The 25,712-nt window shown below is 63.7% G+C and carries 18 protein-coding genes; 8 read left to right on the top strand and 10 right to left on the bottom strand.

All coding sequences use genetic code 11. The annotated features are described in order from the left end of the window. Positions 1-134 precede the first annotated feature (134 nt). Genes ptsP through NJ69_RS00720 form a run of 3 tightly spaced genes read left to right on the top strand, consistent with a single transcriptional unit; the run spans position 135 to position 5,674 of the window. On the top strand, positions 135-2,987 hold the full coding sequence (gene ptsP / locus NJ69_RS00710; RefSeq protein ID WP_039575343.1) for a phosphoenolpyruvate--protein phosphotransferase: 2,853 nt from the start codon (positions 135-137) through the stop codon (positions 2,985-2,987). Continuing rightward, the gene (gene pfkB / locus NJ69_RS00715; protein ID WP_039575346.1) at positions 2,988-3,938 is read left to right on the top strand and encodes a 1-phosphofructokinase; all 951 of its coding nucleotides are present in this window, start codon (positions 2,988-2,990) and stop codon (positions 3,936-3,938) included. Then, the gene (locus tag NJ69_RS00720; protein ID WP_039575349.1) at positions 3,935-5,674 is read left to right on the top strand and encodes a PTS fructose-like transporter subunit IIB; all 1,740 of its coding nucleotides are present in this window, start codon (positions 3,935-3,937) and stop codon (positions 5,672-5,674) included. Before pfkB ends, NJ69_RS00720 begins: the two co-directional genes overlap by 4 nt. A 7-nt stretch (positions 5,675-5,681) precedes the next feature. Here NJ69_RS00720 and NJ69_RS00725 read toward each other — a convergent pair whose 3' ends face one another. Further along, complete coding sequence (locus NJ69_RS00725; RefSeq protein WP_039575351.1) at positions 5,682-5,903, bottom strand: DUF3820 family protein; 222 nt, start codon at positions 5,901-5,903, stop codon at positions 5,682-5,684. Positions 5,904-6,121: 218 nt separating this feature from the next. Here NJ69_RS00725 and NJ69_RS00730 point away from each other — a divergent pair, with 218 nt between their 5' ends. Then, positions 6,122-6,598 (top strand): ferritin-like domain-containing protein, encoded by a 477-nt coding sequence (locus tag NJ69_RS00730; RefSeq protein ID WP_029614600.1) that lies wholly within the window; start codon positions 6,122-6,124, stop codon positions 6,596-6,598. On the opposite strand, the gene NJ69_RS00735 is transcribed toward NJ69_RS00730, so the two are convergent. The 3 genes from NJ69_RS00735 to NJ69_RS00745 form a co-directional block, all read right to left on the bottom strand. Further along, entirely contained in the window at positions 6,595-8,094 is a 1,500-nt protein-coding gene (locus NJ69_RS00735) for a sensor domain-containing diguanylate cyclase (protein WP_039575355.1), read from the bottom strand. The genes NJ69_RS00730 and NJ69_RS00735 overlap by 4 nt on opposite strands. 187 nt (positions 8,095-8,281) lie before the next feature. Further along, entirely contained in the window at positions 8,282-9,562 is a 1,281-nt protein-coding gene (locus NJ69_RS00740; RefSeq protein ID WP_052191953.1) for an OprD family porin, read from the bottom strand. Between the two features lie 253 nt (positions 9,563-9,815). Further along, positions 9,816-10,040, bottom strand: a complete 225-nt coding sequence (locus NJ69_RS00745; protein WP_029614603.1) for a hypothetical protein — start codon at positions 10,038-10,040, stop codon at positions 9,816-9,818. A gap of 305 nt (positions 10,041-10,345) precedes the next feature. On the opposite strand from NJ69_RS00745, the gene NJ69_RS00750 reads away from it, so the two are divergent. After that, complete coding sequence (locus NJ69_RS00750) at positions 10,346-11,884, top strand: methyl-accepting chemotaxis protein (protein WP_052191954.1); 1,539 nt, start codon at positions 10,346-10,348, stop codon at positions 11,882-11,884. Between the two features lie 66 nt (positions 11,885-11,950). Here the strand turns inward: NJ69_RS00750 and NJ69_RS00755 are convergent, their stop codons facing one another. From NJ69_RS00755 to NJ69_RS00775, 5 genes are all read right to left on the bottom strand, one after another. Beyond that, positions 11,951-12,685 (bottom strand): YkgJ family cysteine cluster protein, encoded by a 735-nt coding sequence (locus NJ69_RS00755; RefSeq protein WP_039583040.1) that lies wholly within the window; start codon positions 12,683-12,685, stop codon positions 11,951-11,953. Beyond that, the gene (locus tag NJ69_RS00760) at positions 12,682-12,993 is read right to left on the bottom strand and encodes a hypothetical protein (RefSeq protein WP_039575358.1); all 312 of its coding nucleotides are present in this window, start codon (positions 12,991-12,993) and stop codon (positions 12,682-12,684) included. Before NJ69_RS00760 ends, NJ69_RS00755 begins: the two co-directional genes overlap by 4 nt. A gap of 88 nt (positions 12,994-13,081) precedes the next feature. Then, on the bottom strand, positions 13,082-13,981 hold the full coding sequence (locus NJ69_RS00765) for a chemotaxis protein (protein ID WP_039575360.1): 900 nt from the start codon (positions 13,979-13,981) through the stop codon (positions 13,082-13,084). 200 nt (positions 13,982-14,181) lie between these two features. Next, positions 14,182-16,425: an autotransporter outer membrane beta-barrel domain-containing protein gene (locus tag NJ69_RS00770; protein ID WP_039575362.1), complete on the bottom strand. Its 2,244-nt coding sequence runs from the start codon at positions 16,423-16,425 to the stop codon at positions 14,182-14,184. Positions 16,426-16,548: 123 nt separating this feature from the next. After that, on the bottom strand, positions 16,549-20,040 hold the full coding sequence (locus NJ69_RS00775; protein WP_080754698.1) for an autotransporter outer membrane beta-barrel domain-containing protein: 3,492 nt from the start codon (positions 20,038-20,040) through the stop codon (positions 16,549-16,551). A 242-nt stretch (positions 20,041-20,282) separates the two neighbouring features. On the opposite strand from NJ69_RS00775, the gene NJ69_RS00785 reads away from it, so the two are divergent. Beyond that, a complete protein-coding gene (locus NJ69_RS00785; RefSeq protein WP_039575365.1) occupies positions 20,283-22,256 on the top strand; it encodes a hypothetical protein in 1,974 nt (657 codons plus the stop codon). A gap of 50 nt (positions 22,257-22,306) precedes the next feature. Continuing rightward, positions 22,307-22,666, top strand: coding sequence for a hypothetical protein (locus NJ69_RS00790; protein ID WP_039575368.1), 360 nt, complete (start codon positions 22,307-22,309; stop codon positions 22,664-22,666). Between the two features lie 47 nt (positions 22,667-22,713). Here NJ69_RS00790 and norR read toward each other — a convergent pair whose 3' ends face one another. Continuing rightward, positions 22,714-24,294, bottom strand: a complete 1,581-nt coding sequence (gene norR / locus NJ69_RS00795) for a nitric oxide reductase transcriptional regulator NorR (protein ID WP_052191958.1) — start codon at positions 24,292-24,294, stop codon at positions 22,714-22,716. A gap of 154 nt (positions 24,295-24,448) precedes the next feature. Here norR and hmpA point away from each other — a divergent pair, with 154 nt between their 5' ends. Continuing rightward, positions 24,449-25,627 carry an NO-inducible flavohemoprotein gene (gene hmpA / locus NJ69_RS00800; RefSeq protein ID WP_039575371.1) on the top strand — a complete coding sequence of 393 codons (1,179 nt, stop codon included), beginning with the start codon at positions 24,449-24,451 and terminating at the stop codon, positions 25,625-25,627. Positions 25,628-25,712: the final 85 nt, after the last annotated feature.

Raw genomic sequence — 25,712 nt, forward strand, 5'->3', positions numbered from 1 at the left:
GCGGCCTCGTCAGATTAAACGTTTCAGCATCCATCAATTGGGGTCTGCTCTGAAAGCCCCAGGATGAAAAATACGTTGAATCCCACAACAATAACCTCAGTTCCCGACTGCGGGTACTGCAAAAGGAGAGGGTCATGCTCGAGCTCGCCAATGAGCAGATAGCCATGGGCCAGGTGGCCGTCGACAAAGCGTCGGCGCTGCGCCTGCTCGCGGACCGGTTGGTCGCCGATGGTCTGGTCGCCGAGGGATACCTCGACGGGTTGCAGGCCCGCGAGGCGCAAGGTTCCACCTTTCTCGGTCAGGGCATCGCCATTCCCCATGGCACGCCGCAGACCCGCGACCTGGTGTTCGCCACCGGTGTACGTCTCTTGCAGTTTCCCGACGGCGTCGACTGGGGCGACGGTCAGATCGTCTACCTTGCCATCGGCATCGCCGCGCGCTCGGACGAGCACTTGCGCCTGCTGCAACTGCTCACCCGTGCCCTGGGTGAAACCGACCTGGCCGAGGCGCTGCGACGCGCCAGTTCCGCCGACGCGCTGCTCAAGCTGTTGCAGGGCGCACCGCGCGAACTGGAACTGGACGCCCAACTGATCAGCCTGAACCTGCCCGCCGACGACTTTGACGAACTGGCCTGGCGCGGCGCTCGCCTGCTGCAACGCGCAGGGTGTGTGGACAGTGGCTTTGCCGCGCTGCTGCAACAGGCCGAGCCGCTGCCGCTGGGCGAGGGCTTGTGGTGGTTGCACAGCGAGCGCGAGGTGCTGCAACCAGGGCTGGCCTTCGTGACCCCGCAGCAGCCCTTGCGCCACCGCGACCAGCCGCTCAATGGCCTGTTCTGCCTGGCCAGCCTGGGCGCTGCACACCAGGCGTTGCTTGAGCGCCTGTGCCAGGTGCTCATCGAAGGTCGGGGTCAGACCCTCTACCAGGCCACCAGCAGCCGCGATGTGCTTCAGCTGCTGGGCGGCGAGGTGCCAGCCGATTGGCCCAGTGTCCGGGTGATGCTGGCCAACCCTCACGGTTTGCATGCGCGCCCCGCCAAGGTACTGGCGCAGTTGGCCAAAGGGTTCGACGGCGAGATCCGTATCCGTGTGACCGACAGCGGCCAGGCTGGCGTTTCGGTCAAGAGCCTGAGCCGCCTGTTGTCCCTGGGCGCCCGCCGGGGACAGGAACTGGAGCTGATCGCCGAGCCGAGCATCGCCGCCGACGCGCTGCCGGTGCTGCTGGCGGCCATCGAGCAAGGCCTGGGCGAGGACGTCGAGCCGCTGCCGAGCACGCCTGAGCTTGCCCCGCAGCCCGTACCCGAAACCCTCCAGGCGCCGCTGCCGGGCACTCAAGTGCAGGGTGTCGGTGCGGCGCCGGGTATCGCCAGTGGCCCGGCCCACGTGCGCGTCGAACGCGAGATCGACTACCCACTGCGCGGCGAATCCTGCGCCCAGGAGCGCGCGCGTCTGCGCGCTGCCTTGGCTGCGGTTAACGATGAGTTGCAGGCGCTGGTACAGCGCAGCGACAAGGCCATCGCGGAGATTTTCGTCACCCACCAGGAAATGCTCGCCGATCCGGCCCTGACCGACGAAGTGGATCAGCGCCTGACCCAGGGCGAAAGCGCCGCAGCGGCCTGGATGACGGTGATCGAGGCTGCCGCCAGCCAGCAGGAAGCGCTGCGCGATGCGTTGCTGGCCGAGCGCGCTGCCGACCTGCGCGATGTCGGCCGGCGGGTGCTGGCCCAGTTGTGCGGCGTGACCGAGCAGGCTGAGCCGCAGCAGCCCTACGTGCTGGTCATGGCCGAAGTCGGGCCGTCCGACGTGGCGCGCCTGGACCCGCAGCGGGTCGCCGGTATCGTCACCGCCCATGGCGGCGCCACCGCCCACAGCGCCATTGTCGCCCGCGCCTTGGGCATTCCCGCCGTGGTCGGTGCGGGCGCAGCGATCCTGTTGCTCGAGCCCGGCACGGCGTTGCTCCTCGATGGCCAGCGCGGCAAGGTCAGCGTGGCGCCGCCGGCCGACGAGTTGCAGCGTGCGCTGGCCGAGCGCGACCAGCGCGAACAACGCTTGCAGGCGGCCTGGAGTCAGCGTCACGCGCCGGCAGTGACCCGTGACGGCCATGCCCTCGAAGTGTTCGCCAACATCGGCGACAGCAGCAGCATCGACAAAGTGGTCGAACAGGGCGCCGAAGGCGTCGGTCTGCTGCGCACCGAACTGATCTTCATGGCCCATCCGCAAGTACCGGACGTGGCCACCCAGGAAGCCGAGTACCGCCGTGTGCTCGATGGCCTGCAAGGGCGTCCCCTGGTGGTGCGCACCCTCGATGTGGGGGGCGACAAGCCGCTGCCGTACTGGCCCATCGCCGCCGAGGACAATCCGTTTTTGGGCGTGCGCGGGGTGCGCTTGACCCTGCAGCGTCCGCAGGTCATGGAAGACCAGTTGCGCGCACTGCTGCAGGCCGCCGACGACCGACCGCTGCGCATCATGTTCCCGATGGTCGGGCAGATGCACGAATGGCGAGCGGCCAAGGCCATGGTCGAGCGCCTGCGCCAGGACATCCCAGTGGCCGACCTGCAGGTGGGCATCATGATCGAAGTGCCCTCGGCGGCGCTGCTGGCCCCGCAACTGGCCCGCGAAGTGGACTTCTTCAGCATCGGCACCAACGACCTGACCCAGTACACCCTGGCCATCGACCGTGGCCATTCGAGCCTGTCGGCCCAGGCCGATGGCCTGCACCCGGCCGTGCTGCAACTGATCGACATGACCGTGCGCGCCGCCCATGCCGAAGGCAAGTGGGTGGGCGTGTGCGGCGAGCTGGCCGCCGACCCGCAAGCGGTGTCGGTGCTGCTGGGGCTGGCGGTCGATGAACTCAGCGTTTCGCCGCGCAGCATCGCCGAAGTCAAGGCCCTGGTCCGCCAGGCCGATTACTCGACGGCCTGCGCCCTGGCGCGCGAGGCCTTGCAACAAGACAGCGCCGAGGCAGTACGGGCGCTGGTGGAGCGTTATTGAATGGCCAAGATTCTCACCCTGACCCTCAACCCGGCGCTGGACCTCACCGTCAGCGTCGAGCGCCTGCGTATCGGTGCGGTCAATCGCGCCGTGGAGCAGCGTTGCCACGCCGCTGGCAAGGGCCTGAACGTGGCCCAGGTGCTGGCTGATCTCGGCCACCAGATCACCGTCGCCGGCTTTCTCGGGCGCGACAATCCACAGCCTTTCGAGGCGCTGATTGCCCAGCGCGGTTTTGTCGACGCGTTCGTACGCGTGGACGGTGAAACCCGCACCAACCTCAAGTTGGTCGAAGCGCACGGGCAAGTCACCGACGTCAATGGGCAAGGACCGCAGGTGGATGCCGCTGCCCAGGCCGAGCTGCTCGAACGACTGGCTGCGCTGGCGGGCGAACATGCGCTGGTGGTGGTGGCGGGCAGTCTGCCGCGGGGTATCAGCCCGCAGTGGTTCACTCACCTGCTGGAGCAACTGAAGTCGCAAGGGCTGAAGGTGGTGCTGGACACCAGCGGCGAGGCACTGCGTGCTGGTCTTCAGGCAGCGCCCTGGCTGATCAAACCCAACACCGACGAGCTGGCTGAACTGACGGGCAGCGGCGTCGAAGACTTCACCGCTCAGCAGACGGCGGCCCAGCGTCTGCTCGACAGCGGCGTCGGCCACGTGGTGGTGTCCCAGGGTGCCCAGGGCGTGAACTGGTTCAGCGCCGAGCGCACCCTGCATGCCCAGCCGCCCAAGGTCAGCGTCGCCAGTACCGTGGGCGCGGGCGACTCGCTGGTCGCCGGTATGGTGCACGGGCTGCTACTGGGCGAAGGCGCCGGCCAGACCCTGTGCCGTGCCACCGCCATCGCCGCCCAGGCGGTGACCCAGGTTGGCTTCGGGATCACTGATCGCGAGCAACTCGCGCAGTTGGAGGCCGCCGTGCAACTGACCGAACAACAACAAGAGGCTCGCCGATGAACATCGCGATCGTCACCGCCTGCCCGAATGGCCAGGTGTCGAGTGTATTGAGTGCGCGCCTGCTGGCGGCGGCAGCGCAGCGTCGAGGCTGGAGCACCAGCGTCGAGGTGTGGGATGCCGACCATCCCGAGCGACGCCTGAGTGCGGCGCAGATCGCCGAGGCTGACTGGGTGCTGGTGGTCAGCACCGGGACCGTGGACCTCAGCCGCTTCGTCGGCAAGCGCCTGTTCCAGAGCACGCCGGCCCAGGCCTTGGCCGACCGGGAAAACTTCCTCGACGACGCGGCGGCCAAGGCCCAGGTGCTGGAGCACAGCGTCGCTGCCGAGCCTGCGCACGTCCATGCCGCGCCGCGTATTGTCGCCGTCACCGCCTGCCCGACTGGCGTGGCGCACACCTTCATGGCCGCCGAAGCGCTGCAGCAAGCGGCGCGCGACCTGGGCTACGACTTCAATGTCGAGACCCAGGGCTCGGTCGGTGCACGCAATCCGCTGTCGGCCGAGGCCATCGTCCAAGCCGACGTGGTGCTGTTGGCCGCCGACATCGAAGTGCCCACCGCGCGCTTTGCCGGCAAGCGCATCTATCGCTGCGGCACCGGTATCGCCTTGAAGCAGGCACGCGCCACGCTGGACAAGGCGTTGGCCGAGGGGCGTGTCGAAACGGCTGACGCCGCCAGCGCCCAGGCGCCGGCCAAGGGCGAGAAGGCTGGGGTGTACAAGCACTTGCTGACGGGCGTGTCGTTCATGCTGCCGATGGTGGTGGCCGGTGGTCTGTTGATCGCCTTGTCGTTCGTCTTCGGCATCGAAGCCTACAAAGAGGCAGGCACCTTGCCTGCCGCGCTGATGCAGATCGGCGGCGAAGCGGCGTTCAAGCTGATGGTGCCGATGCTGGCCGGCTACATTGCCTGGTCCATCGCCGACCGTCCGGGCCTGGCGCCGGGCATGATCGGTGGGCTGCTGGCCAGCACCTTGGGCGCGGGCTTCATCGGCGGTATCGTCGCCGGCTTCCTGGCCGGTTACAGCGCCAAGGCGATCAGTCGCTGGGCGCGCCTGCCCAGCAGCCTGGAAGCGCTCAAACCGATTCTGATCATTCCGTTGCTGGCCAGCCTGTTCACAGGCCTGGTGATGATCTACGTGGTCGGTCATCCGGTGGCGGCAATGCTCGAAGGGCTGACGCGCTTTCTCGACAGCATGGGCACCACCAACGCCATCCTGCTCGGCCTGCTGCTGGGCGGCATGATGTGCGTGGACTTGGGCGGGCCGATCAACAAAGCGGCCTATGCCTTCTCGGTCGGGCTGCTGGCCTCGTCCAGCTACGCGCCAATGGCCGCGACCATGGCGGCGGGCATGGTGCCGCCGATCGGCCTGGGCCTGGCGACCTTCCTGGCGCGTCGCAAGTTCGCCCAGAGCGAGCGCGAGGCGGGCAAGGCGGCGTTGGTTCTGGGGTTGTGCTTCATTTCCGAAGGGGCGATCCCGTTCGCGGCCAAAGACCCGTTGCGGGTGATCCCGGCGAGCATCGCCGGCGGCGCGCTGACCGGTGCGCTGTCGATGTACTTCGGCTGCAAGCTCATGGCGCCGCACGGCGGGTTGTTCGTGCTGCTGATTCCCAACGCCATTAACCATGCCCTGCTGTACCTGCTGGCGATCGTGGCCGGCAGTGTGGTGACGGCCGTGGTCTATGCGCTGCTCAAGAAGCGTGAACAAGCGGAGTTGGTGGTGGCGCCTGCGTCGGTCAACTGACCGACAATCAGCCGCGCCGTTTGGCACGCAACGGCGTCAACAGATCGCCCAGGCCGTTGTGGTCGATCTCGTGCATCAAGGCCAGCAGCCCGCCCAGTTCTCCGGGCGGGAAGCCTTTGCGGGCGAACCAGGCCAGGTAGTCACCCGGCAGGTCGGCGATGAGTCGGCCTTGATACTTGCCGAAGGGCATGGAGCGAGTGACCAGCAGTTGCAAGAGCTCGGGTTTCATCTTTCTTACGGTCCTTTGCGTTGAAAGCCGACCATACAGCATTCGGTCCACCCTGCAATCTGCACGAGCCCCTAAGCGGCGATCATGCAGAACGCTGCAGTCGTGAAATGAGCCTTTAACTTCAACTTATTGAAATTAAAGGATTTATTTTTATCGTTCGACTTGGCACGAAGGCTGCTCTCTTCTTGGGGGACTATCACCTGCCAAGGAGTTACGCCATGAGCAACCCGAACAAAGACGTGATCGACGTACTGAACAACCTGATCGAGTACAGCAAAGACGGCGAGAAGGGTTTCAAGGAATCGGCCGATGATGTCAAGAATCCTCAACTGAAGGCATTCTTCGAGCAACGTGCAATCGACTGCGCCCAAGCCGCACGTGAACTGCAAGCTGAAGTGCGCCATCTGGGCGGCGATCCGGAAACCTCCACCAGCTTCAGCGGCGACCTTCACCGTGGCTGGCTGAACCTGAAATCGATGTTCACCGGCAAAGACGAAGAAGCCGTGCTGAACACCGTCGAAGAGGGCGAAGACCATGCGCTCAAGGCTTACAAAGAAGCCCGTGAAAAGCTGGTCAAGCTCAACAATGCCAACGCACACAATGCGTTGACTTTGGTCGACGGCCAGTTGCAAGGCGTGCAGCGTAACCACGACCAAGTCAAGACTCTGCGCAACGCTGCCCGCGCCAAGTCTTAAATAGCGGGTCCCTCTACGCGGTTACGGCCGTTGGCTTTGGCCCGGTAGAGCGCTTCATCGGCGGCACCCAGCACCCTGGTCAGGTCGTGCTGGGTGCCGGCTTCATGCAGCCCGATGCCGATACTCACGGTGATCGGTCGCTCATCCCCTCCGAACGGCGGCAATGCTTCGACGCTCAGGCGGATACGCTCTGCCAATAGCCGCGCGCCGGCCAACTCGGTCTCCGGCAACACCACCTGAAACTCCTCACCGCCATACCGCGCTGCCAGGTCGGCCGGACGGCGGATGCTCAATTCGATAGTGCGCGCCACTTCACGCAGGGCATGGTCGCCACCGGCGTGACCATGGCGCTGGTTGAACGCCTTGAAATGATCCACATCGACCATCAGCACCGCCAACGGCGTGCGGTTGCGCTGGGCACGAGCCCATTCCTGACGCAGCACCTGATCCAGCCGCCTGCGGTTGGCCAGGCCGGTCAGGCTATCGGTGGCGGCCAGAGTGGCAAGGCCTTGCTCGGCATGATGACGGCGGCGCAATTCGCGTCCTAGCAGCAGCGTGAGCCAGAGAATGCCCAGGCACAGCACGCCGGTGGCCAAGCCGACGATGATCGCCGTACGTCGCCAGGCCTGGAAGACTTCGCTGGAGGAGTGCGCCACCAGTACGATCAAGGGCAGATCGCCTACACGGGCGAAGGTGTACATGCGCTGTTCGTCGAACAATTCCGAATGGGCGCTGAAGCTGCCGCTGTGCTCTTGCAGGATGCGCTGGAAATTCGGTTGCTGGCTGAAGTCGCCGCCGATGGCCGGTTGTCCAGGCCCCAGGGGCTCTCGTGCAAGCAAGTGACCGCTGGTGTTGAGCAGGTTGATGCTGCTGTGCTCGCCGATGTCCAGGCGCTGGAACAGTTCGCTGAAGTACGACAGGCGCAGAGCGCCGGTCGCCAGGCCCGCGAACTCGCCATTGGCGCCTGAAATGCGTCGGCTGAAACTGATGCACCAATCCAGATCGCCCAGCCTGGCCTTGAACGGCGGCCCGATGAGCAGCCCGAGGTTGGGGTGGTCGCGATGCGCCTTGAACACGCCGGTATCAGCGAAATTGGCTTTGCGCGGGACCAGGCTGGTAGAGTCTCCGACCACATTGCCTTGCCCGTCCAGCCACAGCACATCGCCACGGCTCTGATCGACCAGCGCCGGGTTGAACAGCAGCCGATGCCGCATGGTACTCGGCACTTGCGCCAGGTCCTTGCGCCCCACCGCCCAGATGAGCTCCTTGAGCGACTGGTCGTAAAGCTCCGCGTTATTAAGGATATCGCTCTCGATCAACTGGACGATGTTGCTCGACGCGCGGATTGACGATTGCTCGACGTTGTCCCGTTCACGGCCCAGCAGGTAACTGACGATGCCGACTATCGCGAGCACGGCGAGGCAACTGCCCAGATTGAGGATCAGTTCGGGGTGAGGCCTGGAGAGGGTGGGGCGCGGGATTCGAGTGTGCGACATCAGGCTCGCGACTGCATAAGCCCCTCTTGCCGTGAGGGTCGGGCTATCAAGCGGCGGCGACAGTGTAGGCAAGTGGCTATTGTCGGACAAGACAGTCTGTCGCAAATGCGCGCCTCATGCGCGCCAGGCGAGCGGTGCTGGGCGAACGGGCAGAAGGCTGCCCGTTCGGAGAGTGGACGGTTGCCGCTCAGAACACCGCGAGCGGGTAATCGACGATCAGACGGATCTCGTCGTTGTCGTTGTCCACCGCCGAGTAGCCTCGACTGCCCCGGTGGCTGGCATAGCGCAGCAGCAGCGAGAGGTCCTTGAACTGCCCTTCCTGGAAGACGTATTTCACGTCCAGGTCGCGCTCCCAGTGGCGCGCATCCTTGCCCTCGGCGCTGTACCACTGACCGTAGCCGGCGCTGTCTGGATCGGCTCGGGTCAGGTCAAGTTTGCCCCGCGAGTACGACAGGGACGTGCTCAGTCCGGCTATGCCGAGCCCGGAAAAGTCATAGCCATATTGCAGCTTCCACGACCGCTCGCCCGGTCCGTTGAAGTCCGAGTACATGCGCGAGTTGTCCAGGTAAATGCTGTCGCCCAGGTTGATGTAGTCGAACGGTGTGTTGCCGTTGACCCGCTGGTAGGCGGTGGTGACGCTGTGGTGGCCGGCCGCCACGGTGAAATGCAGGCTGTAGGTGTTGTTGTCGATCTTGCCCAGTTTGGCCTGGCCGGTGTCCTGAGTGTGATAGACATGCACGCCTGGGTTCAGGCTGAGGCTGTCGTTGACCACATAGGTGTAGTCGAAGTCCGCGTAGTACTGGTTCCAGATGTCCTTGAGCTCGGCGGCGTAGAGGTTGGCGGTAATGTTCGGTAAGCCGCTCCAGGCCGCGCCGGCCCAGGACAAATGCTTGCTGCGCTGATCGTCCGTACGCTGGCTGTAGTAAGTATCGATACGCCGGTGGCCGCTCTGGTTGTAGGGCTTGGTGAAGCTGACCTGACCGCCTTCGAGCAGCAACCCGTCGAAATGGGTATTGCGCAGGGCTACGCCCCGGAAGGTCTGCGGCAGCATGCGGGTCTCGCCGCCGGCGATTACCGGGTTGGTGAGAAACAGGTCGCCTGCTTTGAGTTCGGTGTCGAAGCCCTTGAGTTTCACGGCGGCACCCGCGCTGGAGAAGCTAGTGGGCGCTGCGCCCAGGGCATCTTCGTTTTTCTGGTGAGTGGGCAGCAGGCTGGTGCCGGCGTGTCCGCCGCCGCCGTCGAGCTTCAGGCCTAGCATGCCGTAGGCATCGATGCCCACACCGAGTGCGCCGGGCGTATAGCCGGACTCGAAGCGCGCGACCGCCCCCTGTCCCCACTCGCGGTTGTCGCGTACGTCATGCGCGAGTTGGTTGCGGTAGAAATAGGCATTGCGAAAGTGCAGGTTCAGCGATGAACCCTCGACGAAACCCTCAGCCTTCTCTTCGGCATGGGTTGTGGAAGACATCATTGCAGAAAGCGCAACGAATAGCGGCGTGAGACGGACAGCGAAGGACACCAGTCAATGCTCCTTTGGTTGAACGGTGGAGCGCCATTTCAAGGTTCGAATTGAAAGCGTCCACACATCGGACGTACTGCGCCAACGTCATGTTCAAGCGCAAAAAAAAGCCGCTGATGCGCAGCGGCTAATGGAGGCTAACACACTGGCATGGGCACTGTTAAATACCTAGCCATCAAGGCACAAGCGCCTATTGAGTGACCGATCAGCTATCGGCCTGATCCCCTTCGAGCGTCTTCGAAGCGGTCTGTTGCGCATCTTTTCCGGCGTCATGCTGCTGCGCGGCGTAGGCGTCCTGTGACTGCTGCAGGCTCGCTGCGATCTCGGCGTTACGGGCGACGAAGGCCGGCGATTCTTCAGCCATGGCCAGGGGCGACAACAACAGGGACGACAGGACGAAGACGCTGGCAATACCCATACTGTTGGACATTTGAAACTACCTTCTTGCGTGGCAAGTGTGAATTGGGACAGCGCTAAGTTAGTCCTGTGCAGGCCGATGAAACAGCGCTCAACAAGAGAATCACTCTTGTATTAAACGTAACTATAAGTCGCTAAATGTTCGCCAAAAGCGCTGAAAACGCCTGGGTTGAGCGCCTGCCTTCATTTCCCCGTGCGTAGGCGCCAATGCCGTGGGTGGCCACTTGCCAGTTGGTTGCCGTGGATCAATGTTCCCGCAGCGGTTGCCCCTAGAGTCGAGCACCCTGCCGATTGTCCCCACGATGCTGAGAGCCTGCGATGAAGTGCAATGTGCCCATAACCGGTCGAGCCGTGGATTATCCGGCCGATGCCAACATTCTTTCGACCACCGACCTGGACAGCGTCATTACCTACGCCAATGACGACTTCGTACGCATCAGTGGTTTTTCCCGCGACGAACTGCTTGGCCAACCTCACCATGTGGTGCGCCATCCTGACATGCCGGCGCGCGCGTTCGAACAGATGTGGCGAGCGCTGAAGTCCGGACGTTCGTGGATGGGCTTGGTGAAGAACCGCTGCCGTAATGGCGACCATTACTGGGTCAGTGCCTTCGTCACGCCGATCAGCAGCGCGGGAAGCACGGTCGAGTACCAGTCGGTACGCACACGCCCCACCGACGAACAGATCGCCGCCGCCGAGCAGTGCTATGCGCGTCTGCGCAACGGGCGGCAGCGCTGGTGGGAGCGCTTGCCGGTACCGGGGCTGCAAGCGCGGCTGTCGCTGAGCATGGCGATGGTGCTGGCGCTGGTGATGGGTGTTGGCCAGGGCTGGACGTCACTGCGTTGGTACGAGGCGCTGTTTCAATGGACTGCGGCCGTCGCGTTGGCCAGCCTGGCGACCTGGGCACTGCTGCGCCCTTTCGAGCGCCTGCGCAGCCAAGCGCGAGCGCTGGCCAACAACCCCTTGAGCCAGCAGTTGTACACCGGTCGGCGTGACGACATCGGTCAAATCGACTTCGCCCTGTGCATGCTCAAGGCGCAACTGGGCGCGGTGGTTGGGCGCATTGGCGATACGTCGACGCGCCTGGCTGGGCACTCTGGTTCGTTGGTCGAGGCCACCGAGGCCAGCCACGCCAACAGTCTTGAACAGCAGAGCCAGGCGGATCAGGTCGCGACCGCCATCCACCAGATGAGCGCCAGCGTCGCCCAGGTGGCCAGCAGTGCGCAGATGGCAGCGCTGGCGGCCGATCAGGCCGAGGACGAGACCCAGTGCGGGCATCGCATGGTCGAGCGCAATCGCTGCGCGATCCAGGACCTGGCCGGCTCGCTGGTGGAGGCGAGCGAGGTGATCCAGCGCCTGGAGAGCGACAGCGGCGAGATCTCCAGTGTGCTCGATGTGATTCGCGGCATCGCCGAACAGACCAACCTGCTCGCGCTCAATGCCGCCATCGAGGCCGCCCGCGCCGGTGATCAGGGCCGCGGTTTCGCAGTGGTGGCCGATGAGGTGCGGGGGCTGGCCCAGCGCACCGCTCAGTCAACCCATGAGATTCAGCGCATGATCGGCGCCGTACAGGGAGGTACTCGCGCGGCAGTGCAGGTGATGCGCCAGAGTAGTGCGCATGCCGGGCACAGCGTCGAGCAGGCGCGTCTGGCCAGCGATGCGCTGGACGGCATCAGCGTGCGGGTCAACCAGATCAACGAGATGAGCCTGCAGATCGCGGCCGCGGTGGAGCAGCAGAGCCAGGTGAGCGAGGCCATCAACCGCAACATCGTCAGCATCCGCCAAGCCAGCGAAGCCACCGTGTCGGTGGGGCAACGCAGCCACGGTAGCGCCGCGGATGTGGCCGCGCTGGCCTAGGAGCTGCGGCGGCTGGCCGACGAGTTCTGGCGCCGCAGCCGCTGAAGATCCTTCAGGGTGGATGCGTCAGAACCCGATGAAGGCGTAGTACACCGGCGCTTGGGCGGTGGTCAGCAGCCCGTGCTGTTGCAGATCTTGCGTCAGGTCGGAGTCTTCCAAGTGCACCGACCACGCGGCGGCGGGTGCCTGCTGCCTGCTTTCCAGCGCCGTCAGGAAGGCCTGCATGTCAGGCAGCCAGGCGGTGAAACCATTGCCTTTGAGCGCGCTGGTGGTCATGCCCAGCCTCTGGCAGACCGCGACCTTGGCGGCGATGTCGTCGCGGTCGGCCTGGCGCGATGCGTCGATCAGGGCGGCGAGGTGTGGATCGGCAGGGCGATTGCCAACGATCAGTTGCGGGCCTTGCTGCCAGGCTTCGGGCGGGCAGTCCTTGGCGTCTGGGCGCAGCGGCAGGTGCGGATTGATTTCCGCCGGGTAGATACGGCACACCAGCGGCCGAGTTGCATAGATGCCGCACAGGTTGTCGGCATCAAGATGACGGCAGCGGCCGGGGTTGAAGGCGGCGAAGGTGACCGAAACGTGCAGTTGGGCATTGCCGCAGGGCACGGCCAGCGAGCGGCGTAGCACGTGGTCGCGCTGTTCGGGCGGCATGCCGGGGCCATCGGCGAGGAACCCTTCGATCAGCACCACCACCTGGCCACCGTCACGGGCCCACTGGTGCGATTCGGCAAGCGTCAGCGGCACATGGTGACCGCTGCAGCACTTGCCACAGCCGGTGCAGGCGAAGCGCAGGCCCTCGCTCACTTCGCGCCCGGCTTCCATTCGGTGACGTAGGCCTGGTGCTGGGCGCGATCGTACAGGCACAGTTCGGTGCCGGCCCGGTTTTTCATGTGCTTGGGTTTGTAGACGCCTTCGATCAGCAGTGCGCTGTAGGCGGTACGGTCGTCGAACTCGGCAGGCTTGCCCAGGGCATGGGCATCCTTGAACTGGCTGGCGGCCAGGCAACTCTTGACCATCTGCTGGCGGTACTGGTTCCAGGCGTCGGAACTGGAGGCATGGGCCGCGCCGGCGGTCATGGCCAGCGCGATCAGGGCAGTACGAAGAAGTGTCATGGCGATACCGACAAATAGACTCGGAAGGGTAGGAAGTATGCCCGAGTCCTACCCTTCATCAAGTGAAGGCACTAGGCCGCCAACTGTATCAGCGTTTTTCCGCATGCACCGCGCGCGCCGCCACCACCAGGCAGTCGGTCAGCTCGGGCGAGGAAAACTTGGTGAGGATTGCGTTGGCACCGGCGAGCTTGGCCTTTTCGGCGCTCATCGCGCTGTCCAGCGAGGTGTGCAGCAGGACATAGAGGTGCTGGAAGTCGGGTGTCTCGCGTAGCGTCCGGGTGAAGGCGTAGCCATCCATTTCCGACATCTCGATGTCGGACACCACGATGTTGATTTCCTGCCCGGTGCCCTGCTGTTCCAGCAGCACGTTGATCGCGTCCTTGGCGCTGCGTGCGGTGTGGCATTCCAGCCCGAGGTGGCGCAGGGTGTGCACGGACTGTTGCAGGGCCACCTGGCTGTCGTCCACCACCAGGATGTTGGCCGCCGCGAGCAGGCTGGCATCTTCCTCGGCGAGCTGGCCGGAAGGGGCTTCGGGCGGCGGTGGCGCGATGCCGTGGATGACCTTTTCGATATCCAGCACCTGCACCAGCGCGTTGTCCACGCGGGTGACGCCGGTGATGTAGGAACGGTTGCCGGAACCATAAGGTGGCGGTTTGATGTCGGTGCTCAGGCAATGCACGATGCGGCTTACCGCCTGGACGTGCAGCCCCTGGCGCGAGCGGCTGATGTCGGTGACGATCAGGCAGCCGCCGTCCGGGTCGGCCAGCGGTTGCTCGCCGATCGCCCGGGACAGGTCGATCACCGACAGCGACTGCCCGCGCAGGGTGGCCACGCCTTTGACGTGGGGGTGGGATTCGGGAAGCTTGGTCAGCGACGGGCAGGGGATGATTTCGCTCACTTTGAGCAGATTGATCGCCATCAGCTTGCCGCTTCGCAGGGTGAACAGCAGCAGGGACAATGCGTCCGCGCGGGCATTGGGCGTGGCCATGGGCAACCTTCGGGAGTATCGAAACGGGAGGATACCCAGCTTATCGGCCTGGCGCGGCCAGGCTTGAGGGGGCGAAAAAGAAATGCGGGCCACGGCCTTGAAGACCAGGCGGTGGCCCGCGATGAATCAGTATCGAAGTGGCGTTGCCCGCGCCCGAGGATCGGGAGCGCGGGTGAACCCGCACTCCTCGGACTGGCGCGTCACCAGTTGTAGCGCACGCCGACACTCACGCCCCAGGGCTGCTCGATGTGCTTGCCCTTCATGTAGTCGAAGCCGGCCTGAACCTGCAGCGTGTCTGACACTTGTGCCGAGATCCCGGTGCCCAGTTCGATGCGGCTGCCGGAGAGGTCATTGGCAAACTTGTTGCCGTTGACCCGCACCTGGTTGTCGCGGGCGAATTCATGGGCAGCGGCGACCTTCACGTAAGGCTGTACGAAGCCACCGTCTTTGAGCGGGAAGTTGCGCCCGACATGACTGCCGACCTTGCCCAGTACTGAACTGGCGCTGTTGGCATTGGCGCGCATGCCGTTGTCCAGGGTGTAGTCGGCGCCATCGATCCACAGCGTCGAGAGTTGGGTGTACGGTTCGACGAACCAGCCGTCCTTGAGCTTGAAGTGCTTGCCCACCTCAACCGTGGCACCGACCCCGTTGTTGCTGTAGTCGCCCTTGGCTTTGCGGCCATCGCTCATGCGCACGTCAGAGCTGTTCTGGAAGCGGTTGGCCTTGATCAACGCATCGATGTACAGGCCGTCATCGGCCAGCCAGGTGCTGTAGGCACCCACGTGGAAGCTGTCGACCTTGCCCGAGGTCCCGCCGGACAGGTCCAGGTTCGAGCGGCTGTAGCCGCCCATCAGGCCGATCAGCCACTGGCCATCGCTGCTGGCGATCGGCATGTCGGCACCGAAGGCGATGCCTTGCTGGGTCTGATCGTAGGCGGCACCGGCGCCGGCGCTGACTTTGTGCTTGTTGCCGTAGCTGCGCAGCCAGCCGCCGCCCTGGTCCTGACCGTTGCGCAACTCGCCCATGCGGGTACGCAGGGTGGAGGACTCGCCGTACCAGACGGTTGGCGCCGCGCTAAACAGGCCCGTCACCGAGCGGGTGCCGGGGGTCGTGGTGTTGCTTTTGCGCACGAGGAACCAGTCGTCGCCGCGCTGCTCGAGGTCGTAGGCATAGGTGCCGAAGTCGACCTGCCCGCCGACCAGGTCGAAGCGTGAACTGCTGCCTTCGCCGGTGTGCACCACGTGATGAGCGGATACCGCCGCATTGGGATCGGTACCGGTGTTCTCCACCAACAGGCGGTGATCGCCGCTGGCCTTGCCGCTGACGTCGACGAAGTCGCCCTGTCCGGTGGTCAGGTCGGCGCCGAGCATGAAGGTGCCACTGCCGGACAGTTCGCCCAGTTGCAAGCGGGTGAAGCCTGCGTTGGCCGGTTCACCGCGCAGGCTCACCGTGCCCTGATCGAGATTCAGGCGGTCCAGATTCGAGTCGCCGGTGAGGGTCCACAGCGAAGAGCCGTCGATGTTCAGCGAGCTGGCGTTGCTGATGGTGCCGGTCAGGCTGGCGTTGTCCGCCAGGGTCAAGTCGACCGTGGCGTCTTCGCTGGCCACGATGTCGCCAGTCAGGCGGCTGTCGCTCACCGAGAAGTCGACCTTGGCATCGTCCTGGACTTCCAGAATGATGCCGTTGCCGCCCACCAGGCGCGATCCATTGGCGACATGAATGTTGACCTGCGTGTCCACAAGCGGAGGGGTGTAAACCCTGATGGCGCTGCCCTCGCGCCCCTCGACGGTGGAGTTGTCGATCAGCAGGTGAGCGTTGTGATCCCCAGGGCCTCGCGCGCCGCCGAAGGTCACGACACCGTTGTTGTCGCCGATTATCCGGCTGTTCTCACGAATCCGGACACTGGCGCCAGCTACGACCACACCGACACCACCCGGCAGCCGATCGACGCCCGGCGTACCCGCCACGCCATGAACCTCGGTGTTGGTCAGGTCCACCAGTGCGCTGTTGGCGGCGTTGATGCCCCGGGCGATCCCGGAGACGAAACTGTTGGAGATGAAGGCGCTGGATGCTTCCTGGAAGCCGGACAGACGAATGCCGAAAGCCTGTTCATCAGGCCGGGCCGGGTCGAGCGTGGCTACGATCCGGCTGCTATCGATGACCGCGTGACTGTTGTAGAGCGCGATGCCGTTCTTGCCCTGGGCGCTGACCTCGGCGTTGTTGATGTTCACCTTGGCGCCGTTGGCCAGTATGTGCTGGGTGGCCGCTCCGGGCCTGACATTGAGCGTTGCGCCGGCTTTGAGGTTGTAGTCGTTGAGCGGCGATGACGGGTCCACGGCGAGCGTGCGTCCCTCGGGCACGACGATCGTCGCGGCGTCGACCGCTATCGGCACAGCGATAAAGCCCAGCGCCACCAGGTGCTGGGCGAGTAAGGTAGGTTTCATGATTGGATTCGACCGTAAAAAAATGACGGCGAGATTCAATCCTGACAGCCTTCCTGATGATGTAGGAGGATTCGCAAGAGCAGCAGGAAAAAACCTACACCTGCTGCTGCATTGGCTTTCAAATTACCAGCTAAAGCGTACCCCGACGTTCACGCCCCAGGGCTGTTCGATATGCTTGCCAGTGCTGTAGTCGACATCGACATGGGCCTGCAACGTGCCGCTGATCTTGGCGACCACGCCCCCGCCGAATTCGGCGCGGGCACCGGAGAGGTCGTCATGGAAAGTGTTGTCGTTCACCTTGACTTCATTGTTGCGCGCGAATTCGCGGGCGGCAGCGACTTTCACGTAGGGCTGCACGAAACCGCCGGATTGCAGGGGGATGGTCCGACCAATGTGTGTGCCGACCTTGCCGAGCAGGGAGTCTGCCTTGTTGCTGCTGGCTCGCAGATCGTTGTCGAGTCGATAGTTCTCGCCCTCCACCCACAAAGCAGCGACCTGGGCATAAGGCTCTATGAACCAGCCGTCATCGAGCTTGATGTGTCGGCCGGCCTCGACCTGGCCGCCCACGCCATAGTTGGAATAATCACCTTCGGCCTTGTTCCCGTCGCTCATGCGCACATCGGCTTTGTTGTCGAAGCGGTTGGCCTTGATCACGGCATCGAGGTAATAGCCGCTGTCGGTCAACCAAGTGCTGTACAGGCCCAGGTAGAAACTGTCGACGCGGCCATTGCTGCCCAGGCGCATGTTCAGCTCCGAGTCGCTGTAGCCGCCCATGACCCCGACCAGCCACTGTCCGCTTTCGGCGGGTAATGCGGTGTCGATACCGAAGGAGATACCTTGTTGGGTCTGTTGGTAGTCGACTTGGTCAGCGGTCGAAACCCGATAGCGATTGGCGTAGGTGCGCGCCCAGACCCCGCCCTGGCCGGCGCCGCCGTCACGCAGTTCGCCCATGCGGCTGCGCAGCGTGGTCAACTCGCCGTACCACACGCTGGGCGCGGCGCTGAACACGGCGATGGCGGTGGTCGCGCTGGGCGAGATGATCGGGGTCTCGGCCTGGGCCAGGTACCAGTCCGTATCGCGTTGTTGCAGCAAGTAGGAGTAAGCGCCCACATCCACCGTGCCGGTTTCGCTGATCAGGCTGAACTGCGCGGGGCCGCCTTCGGTGTGCACGACCCGCTGTGGCTGATCCCCCGACAGCGGTTCTGCGCCGGTGTTCTGGATGAGAAGGCCATGCTGGCCCTGCGCCTGGCCTTCGATGTTCACCAGATCGCTCTGATGGGCGGCCAGATCGGTGCCCAGCACGAACGTGCCCGCACCTTGGAGGCTGGTCGCGGTCAAGGTGCGGAACCCGGCCTGACCGGCCCGCAGGTCGACCGTACCGCCGTCGAGGCTGAGGGCGCCGACGCTCGAGTCGTTGATCATGTTCAGGCGAGCGTTGCTGGCGATGGCGGTGGCGCCGACGTTGCGCACGGTTCCAGTGAACAGTGAACCGTTGCTCAGGCTCAGCGCGCCGCTACCTGGTGCGTCCTGGGTCATGTCGCCGGTCATGCGGCTGTTGTCCAGGGACAGGCTGGCGACGTTGTTCACGTTACCGTCCAGGGTCGAGGCGTTGTTCAGGCGGATCGCTGTGGTGCTGCCGGTGCCCGAGAGCACATTGCCTTGCAGGCTGCTGGCATCGAGCGACAGCGTGCCGCCATCGACCACATCGCCGGTCAGGCGTGAGCCAGTGGTCAGGGTAGTGGTGCCGACATTGCGCGCAGTGCCGTTGAATTCGGCACTGTTGGCCAGGTTCAGCGTACCGCTGCCCGGCGCATCCTGGGTCACGTCGCCGGTCATGCGGCTGTTGTCCAGGGCCAGGCTGGCGGCGTTGTTCATGTTGCCGTCCAGGGTCGAGCCGTTGCCCAGCGCCACGCGGGTGCCGCTGCCAGCAGCCGAGAGCACATTGCCTTGCAGGCTGCTGGCATCGAGCGACAGCGTGCCGCCATCGACCACATCGCCGGTCAGGCGTGAGCCCGTGGTCAGGGTGGTGCTGCCGACATTGCGTGCAGTGCCATTGAATTCGGCACCGTTGGCCAGGTTCAGCGCGCCGCTGCCCGGCACGTCCTGGGTCATGTCGCCGGTCATGCGGCTGTTGTCCAGGGACAGGCTGGCGGCGTTGGTTACATTGCCGTCCAGGGTCGAGCCGTTGCCCAGCGCCACGCGGGTGCCGCTGCCAGCAGCCGAGAGCACATTGCCTTGCAGGCTGCTGGCATCGAGCGACAGCGTGCCGCCATCGACCACATCGCCGGTCAGGCGTGAGCCCGTGGTCAGGGTGGTGCTGCCGACATTGCGTGCAGTGCCGTTGAATTCGGCACCGTTGGCCAGGTTCAGCGCGCCGCTGCCCGGCACGTCCTGGGTCATGTCGCCGGTCATGCGGCTGTTGTCCAGGGACAGGCTGGCGGCGTTGGTTACATTGCCGTCCAGGGACGAGGCATTGCCCAGCGCCACGCGGGTGCTGCTGCCAGCGGCGGACAGTACATTGCCCTCAATGGCGCTGGCGTCTGCCGTGAGCGTGCCGACATTGTTGAAGTTGCCGGTGAATCGCGAACCGTTGGCCAGTGAGGCCGTTGCGCTGGACCCCAGAGGTTGATTGAGATTGCCCACAACCGTACTGGCGTCCAGGGCCAGGCTGTTGAGGTTGTTGAGGTCTCCCGTCAGGGCTGCCGCGTTTGCCAGGGTCACGTCGGCCACGGCACCAGTCGCTGCGCTGATGTTGCCGGTGAGGCTGCTGGCATCGATCAGGACCCGTGCCTGGGCGATGGCTCCGGCCGGATCGGACGGCAAGCCGACTTCGATCAAGGTCTGATTCGCAGCGTTGAGTTGTGATCCGTTGGCGATGACGATGTCGGCCTGCATGGCCTCGCCGCGCAAGTTGCCGACCACGATAGCGCTGCCCTCCTGGGAGGTCAGGCCGGCGTTGTCCAGGACCAGACGTGGTGCGGCTTCATCGCTGTTGAGCGCGAACAGACCCGCCCCCCAGCGGCTGCCCGTGGCATTACTGCCGCGCAGGATCGCTTCGCCGCCAGTGATCGATACCCCAAGGCCACTACCGGCAATCGACGTGCCTTGTGCACCCAGGCCGGTGATGGTCGAGTCGGTGAGCGTCACCGTGCTGCCCGAGGACACGGTGACGCCGCGTCCGATCCCTGAAATCGTGCTGTTCGACACCTCGACGAGGGAGCCTGCTGCGCCTGCCTGCAAGGCGCGAACAGCCTGCAGACCGGTCGCGGAAGTCGAGGATATGGTCGAGTTACGGATCGTGGCGTTCGAGCCGATCATGGATACGCCTGGCTGGGCGCCTGAGTTGACCGACGCACCGTCCAACGACACTGTGGACCCGGCTCTGGCGTTGATCCCCAACGTTTCTGCGCCTGCGAGCACGCTGAGGCTGGCCGACTCGAGCGTCCAGGTCTCAGGAGCGGTGCCTGGGTTGACGGTAGCGCTGTCTCCGGGACCCAGATTGGCCGCCAATGCGAAAGGGGTAAGCGCGCACAGCGCCACGAGTGTGGGTGAACGCTTCATTAGAATGAATGTAAAACGGCATCCGGACATCAGCGCGACTCCTGTTGATTTCATAGAGTTCTTCCAACACGGATTTTGTTGCACGCCTGACTATAGAGCGGCATTGAAATAGCGCACCTGATAAAAATGCTAGGTTACAGGCGCGACGGGGCTGCTCTAACTTGATGCTGCGGATGGGCATCAAGACAACGACGCTCTCGTCGAGCCGTGGCTGCCGAGGGTAAGCGTGAATAAAAGGAGCTTGAAAGTTTCTGGTCAGGTTCGTCTTCCACTTCCACGATCCCGAGGACTGTTCAATGAACGCTAGTCAACAAAGAAACAGTGCAGGCCTGGTGCAAAATTCCATTCTTCAGTTGCCGCAGATGCGTATTCCTGCTCGAGATCCCACACGCACCATCGTGCCGGTCGCTGAACTGCAGCGTGATCTCGAAATTAAAGTTCCCAAGAGCCCCGACTTGCGCCCCTTCGACACGATTAAACTCATCCGGGACGGCGTGTTTTTCGGCGATGAGAAGGTCATCACCCAGGCCGAACTGGACGACCCTGCTCTTACAGAATTCACAATGTTGTTTCGCATGGATGAGTTTCCCGCCAAGGGCACCGATGTAGTCATCGCCCTCGATTATGGTATTTACGATCCTGACTCCGAAGACGGTGAAGCCGCGGGGTACCCGTTGCGCACGCGTTTCGACCAACTTGCGCCTGCCGGTGTCAGACCGCCACCGATCGCTTTCACGGACGAACAGTTGGACGGCATTACCGATGCCGATCTGATCAATGACGCGCTGCCAGTGCTGATCAATCCGTATTATCAGGGTGAGGCCGAAGACAAGATCGAGTTTTGGATCGGCTCGCGCGAGGACATCGGCTCGGGCACCTGGTTACCTCAGTCCTTCGATGTCACCAACCCGTCGCTTTCTACTGCCGGCTTCATCACGCGCGCTGAGCTGGAGTCGATGGGTGATGGGCGTCGCTTCTTCGCTTACCGGGTGACCGACTGGGCAGGCAATGTCAGCGCGCCTTCGTCGCCGGTGGCCATTGACGTGTTCATCCAATTGCCAGCGCTCCAGGCTCCACTGATCCCTGAAGCCGATGATGGACTGATCACCTACAACGATGCCTATCCCGAGGTGGATGTCCAGATTCCCGCCTATCCTGGTGCATCCGTGGGCGACGAGATTGTTGTGACCTGGGGGGGGCAGACGATGCCTCCCTACAGGCTGACCGCTCAAGACGTCGGCAATGCGCCGATACTGGTCACCCTTCCTGTCCCCTTCGCCAGTGCGCTGGCGCAAGGTAACGGGCCAGTGGACGTCACCTACACGTTGCAACGCGGTAACCGTGCCCCTGTCAATGCCCCTATCACCCAAGTCCAGGTCAACCTCAGAACCCCCGGCGGTCCTGATCCTGATCCAGACCCCGAAAATCCAGTGCACGGCAATATTCAACCGCCGGTCGTCAAATGCGGTACCAGCCCCGACAACACCATTGAAGCGCGCGATTTCGGCAAGGATGCCGAGGCGTTGATCCCCAGGCTGGGCAAGGATGGCAACCCAATCTGGGTGGAGGGCGATATCATCCAACTGTATTGGCATGGCCAGGGTGATCCGGGCTTGCAGCCGATTCACGTCAACGCGGCCAACGGCTCTGCGGACATCCGCTACCCCATCCCCTTCGATCCGGTGATCAAGGCGACGGGCACAGGTGAATACGATGTGTACTTCACGGTTACCCGTCTGCTGGGTGCCAATCCTGCTCCCATCCCTGTCCACGTTTCGTCACCGACCCAGTTGGTGAAGGTGTCGGCTGGATCGCAAGTTCCAGGTGGTGAAGACCCTCTTGCACCCGCTACTTTCCCGGATGCGAACGCACGCAACATCATCATCAGAGCGGTTGGCATGGCGGGTACCCGTTTCCGTATCCCTCTGAGTGGTGTGAAGAACATCGAACTGTCCAGAAACCCACGCGTGAGCTACGACTTCTATGGCGTGCGGGTGCCGCTGGGTCAATATACTCCACCAACGGGCCAAGTCGATCCCATCGAGGATTCTCGAATCACGGGTGAGCAGGCCTTGGTCCAAGCGGATATTGATCGGGGCTATGTAGATGTGCTGCTGCCTTATAGCAAAACATATTACATATGCCGTAATGGGGGGTTCGCTGAATATTCGCTGTCCAATGATGCGGGCGCGAGTTCTCCTCAAGATCGAGGCTATGTGTATTTTGCATTGAACCGGGGCGGCGGTGTTTGTGACGTGCCATCGACTTGATCGCGCATGCACCTATCAATGCAGCAGAAACTTTTCTTGAGGATTTGAACATGAAAGCAGACGCAAAGAAATTATCCCTGCCGCCGATTGCTTTTACCGACGATCAGCGTCATGAAATCAATGATCAAACGCTGGAGAATGATGAGCTGTCAGCGGAAGTTGATCCGTTCTTCGGCAGCGAACAGGGCGATGTGGTCGAGTTGTGGGTAGGCGAAAGTCGAAGTTCAGGAGACTTTGTAAGTCCGACCTATACGGTCGACGATCCATCGAATGTACTCGTCGTGTCGTTCAGGCGGATCGATTTGTTGAAGGTCAACAACAAACGTGCGTACTTCGGTTATCGCGTCAACGGCGGGGAGTTGTCGACATTGGTCGGTATTCCCGTCAGTTTGAGCGAGAGTGCCGGCTGACACCAAGCGTTGGCGATTGCCCGACCTGATTTCAGGTCGGGCCTTGCTCAAGGCCGGGCGCCTGGCGCTTGTTGCTGTCCATGAATCCCCAATCGACGCGCCAACCGCCCGAGGTTGGCGCGGTCGATTCCCAGCTCCCGCGCTGCGGCTGCCCAGTTGTGGCCGTGACGTTGCAGGCATTGCTCGATCACGTGGCGTTGATACCCATCCAGTGCCTCCCGCAAACCCCCCTCGTGCACTGCCGGGTAGTGCAGCGACGGCCTATCCGCTTCGGGTTCGTGCCGGGTGATTGGGGTCAGTTCCAGATCGATGGCGTCCAGCGCCAGCAGTCGCGAGGCGGGCCTGCCACGCCCCAGCGCTTTGAGTGCGCAACGACCGATGAGGTGCTCGAGCTCACGCACGTTCCCCGGCCAGTCGTAGGCCAGCAACGCCGATTCGGCCGCCTTGGTCAAGCGCAGGCTGTCGAGCCCCAGGCGCGATCGATTCTGCTCGAGAAAAAAACCCGCGAGCAACAACACGTCGCGACCCCGCTCGCGCAGCGCAGGCACCGGCAGCGGATAGACGCTCAAACGATGATAAAGATCGGCACGGAATTGACCCGCGCGCACGCTGGCGGCCAGGTCGCGGTTGGTGGCGGCGATCAGCCGCACATCCACCCGGTGTTCCCGGTCCGAACCCAAGCGCTGCAGTTGCCCACTCTGCAACACGCGCAGCAGTTTGGCCTGTACGGCCAACGGCAATTCACCCACTTCATCGAGAAACAGCGTGCCGCCGTCGGCCAGCTCGAACTTGCCGCGCCGTTCGCCGTGGGCACCGGTGAACGCACCACGCACGTGCCCGAACAGCTCGCTTTCCACCAGGGTGTCGGGCAGGGCGGCGCAGTTGAGGCTGATCATCGGTTTGTCGGCGCGGTGGCTGGCCTGGTGCAGGGCTTGGGCGACCAACTCCTTGCCCACCCCGGTTTCGCCCGTGATCAAGACGGTGAGATCGCTGCCGGCGACCAGACGCAACTCCTCGAGCAGGCGCTTGTGCGCCGGACTCTGGCCGATCAACTCCTGGCTGCGGTCAGTGGCCTGGCGGAAAAGGTCGGCCCGACGTTGCTCGTCCTGCACGCGCAGCGCCAACTGGTCGATGCGTTCGGCCACGGTGACGGTGGCTGCGGCAAGGCTGGCGAAGGCTTCCAGCGCGTCGAGTTCCAGGCTCTGGAACTGCCCGGGGGTCAGCGCATCGAGGGTCAGCAGTCCCCACGGGCGCTCTTCGATCATCAAAGGACAGCCCATGCAGTCGTGCACGTGTAGATCGACATCGGTGGCTTCGACCAGGCCGTCGTACGGATCGGGCAATGGGGAGTCGCTGGCGAAGCGGGTTGGTTGCGGGCGGCTGAGCAGCACCTGGAAACGCGGATGGTCACTGACCTTGAAGCGCCGGCCGAGGGTATCGGTGGCCAGCCCGTTGATCGCCAGTGGCACCAGCCAGTCGCCCTCCAGACGCAGCAGCGCGGCGGCATCGCAGGGCAGCAGCGTGCGCAGGGCTTGTAGCAGGCGCCGATAGCGCTCTTGGTCGGGCAGGTCGCGCGACAGATCGCTGACCAAAGGGAGGAGGGCGGTGAGCAGGGGTTTTGCAGTCATTTGGACTCCTGTTGGTCATCCTGACTATACGCGGACACTGGTCAATATGACATGAATCCGCTCCAGGGCTTGATTTCGCAGGGCCTGCCAGTTGGCACGATTGGTGAAACGACCGGTGTAATCATTCGAAGCCCAAGGCTCAGGAGTCGCAGCAATGCTCAATGCCGAACACCGTGCAATCATCAAGGCCACCGTCCCCCTGCTCGAAAGCGGGGGCGAGGCACTGACCACCCACTTCTACAAGATGATGCTCAGCGAGTATCCCGAAGTGCGTCCGCTGTTCAACCAGGCGCACCAGGCCAGCGGCGACCAACCGCGCGCGCTGGCCAACGGCGTGCTGATGTACGCCAAGCACATCGACCGGCTCGACGCCCTGGGCGGTCTAGTAGGACAGATCATCAACAAGCACGTGGCCCTGCAGATTCTGCCCGAGCACTACCCCATCGTCGGCCGCTGCCTGCTGCGTGCCATCGAAGAGGTGCTGGGCAGCGAGATCGCCACGCCGGCGGTGATCGAAGCCTGGGCGGCGGCTTACGGGCAATTGGCCGAGATTCTCATCGGCGCCGAAGAGCAGTTGTACCAGGCCAAGGAGCAAGCCGAGGGCGGCTGGCGGGGCGGGCGGGCGTTCCGTCTGGTGCGCCGCGAGCAAGAGAGCGCGGAAATCGTCTCGTTCTACTTCGAGCCGGTCGATGGCGCGGCGGTGCTCAAGGCTGAGCCTGGGCAGTACATCGGTGTGCAGTTGTTCATCGAGGGCCGCGAGCAGCGCCGCAACTATTCGCTGTCGTCGCTCAGCGATGGCCGGCAGTACCGCATCAGCGTCAAACGCGAGGACGGGGGTGTGGTCTCCAATTACCTGCACGATCATCTGCAAGTCGACACTACCGTCACACTGTTTCCGCCTGCGGGCGATTTCACTTTGCAGGCCAGCGACAAGCCCTTGGTGCTGATCAGCGGTGGGGTAGGGATCACCCCGACTCTGGCCATGCTCGAAGCAGCGCTGCAGACCCAGCGTCCGATACGCTTCATCCACTGCGCGCGCAATGGCGCGGTGCATGCATTTCGCCAATGGGTCGATGAATTGGCCGAGCGCCACCCGCAACTGCAGCGCTTCTACTGCTACGACGAGCACGACGGCAGTCGGTCCGTCGATGCCGTGGGTCTGCTGAGTGAGGACTTGCTGGCCGAGTGGTTGCCCCGTGAGCGCGACATGGACGTCTACTTCCTCGGACCCAAGGGCTTCATGGCGGCGATCCGGCGTTCCTTGAACCATTTGGGCGTGCCGCCAACGCAGAGCCACTTCGAGTTCTTCGGACCGGCTGCGGCCTTGGAGTAGCGGGTCAGAGACCGGGCCGGGCCACGCTCGGCCCGGTTTCTCTATCAGTAGTGCAGTGTTTTTAACCCACCGTTAATCGCCGTAT

This window comes from Pseudomonas parafulva (assembly GCF_000800255.1).
GTDB lineage: Bacteria > Pseudomonadota > Gammaproteobacteria > Pseudomonadales > Pseudomonadaceae > Aquipseudomonas > Aquipseudomonas boreofloridensis.

What these genes read in the sequence shown, in the direction of transcription:
- ptsP (WP_039575343.1), top strand. Translation starts at nt 135, where the DNA reads ATGCTCGAGCTCGCCAATGAGCAGATAGCCATGGGCCAGGTGGCCGTC.
- pfkB (WP_039575346.1), top strand. Translation starts at nt 2,988, where the DNA reads ATGGCCAAGATTCTCACCCTGACCCTCAACCCGGCGCTGGACCTCACC.
- NJ69_RS00720 (WP_039575349.1), top strand. Translation starts at nt 3,935, where the DNA reads ATGAACATCGCGATCGTCACCGCCTGCCCGAATGGCCAGGTGTCGAGT.
- NJ69_RS00725 (WP_039575351.1), bottom strand. Translation starts at nt 5,903, where the DNA reads ATGAAACCCGAGCTCTTGCAACTGCTGGTCACTCGCTCCATGCCCTTC.
- NJ69_RS00730 (WP_029614600.1), top strand. Translation starts at nt 6,122, where the DNA reads ATGAGCAACCCGAACAAAGACGTGATCGACGTACTGAACAACCTGATC.
- NJ69_RS00735 (WP_039575355.1), bottom strand. Translation starts at nt 8,094, where the DNA reads ATGTCGCACACTCGAATCCCGCGCCCCACCCTCTCCAGGCCTCACCCC.
- NJ69_RS00740 (WP_052191953.1), bottom strand. Translation starts at nt 9,562, where the DNA reads ATGATGTCTTCCACAACCCATGCCGAAGAGAAGGCTGAGGGTTTCGTC.
- NJ69_RS00745 (WP_029614603.1), bottom strand. Translation starts at nt 10,040, where the DNA reads ATGTCCAACAGTATGGGTATTGCCAGCGTCTTCGTCCTGTCGTCCCTG.
- NJ69_RS00750 (WP_052191954.1), top strand. Translation starts at nt 10,346, where the DNA reads ATGAAGTGCAATGTGCCCATAACCGGTCGAGCCGTGGATTATCCGGCC.
- NJ69_RS00760 (WP_039575358.1), bottom strand. Translation starts at nt 12,993, where the DNA reads ATGACACTTCTTCGTACTGCCCTGATCGCGCTGGCCATGACCGCCGGC.
- NJ69_RS00765 (WP_039575360.1), bottom strand. Translation starts at nt 13,981, where the DNA reads ATGGCCACGCCCAATGCCCGCGCGGACGCATTGTCCCTGCTGCTGTTC.
- NJ69_RS00770 (WP_039575362.1), bottom strand. Translation starts at nt 16,425, where the DNA reads ATGAAACCTACCTTACTCGCCCAGCACCTGGTGGCGCTGGGCTTTATC.
- NJ69_RS00775 (WP_080754698.1), bottom strand. Translation starts at nt 20,040, where the DNA reads ATGAAATCAACAGGAGTCGCGCTGATGTCCGGATGCCGTTTTACATTC.
- NJ69_RS00785 (WP_039575365.1), top strand. Translation starts at nt 20,283, where the DNA reads ATGAACGCTAGTCAACAAAGAAACAGTGCAGGCCTGGTGCAAAATTCC.
- NJ69_RS00790 (WP_039575368.1), top strand. Translation starts at nt 22,307, where the DNA reads ATGAAAGCAGACGCAAAGAAATTATCCCTGCCGCCGATTGCTTTTACC.
- norR (WP_052191958.1), bottom strand. Translation starts at nt 24,294, where the DNA reads ATGACTGCAAAACCCCTGCTCACCGCCCTCCTCCCTTTGGTCAGCGAT.
- hmpA (WP_039575371.1), top strand. Translation starts at nt 24,449, where the DNA reads ATGCTCAATGCCGAACACCGTGCAATCATCAAGGCCACCGTCCCCCTG.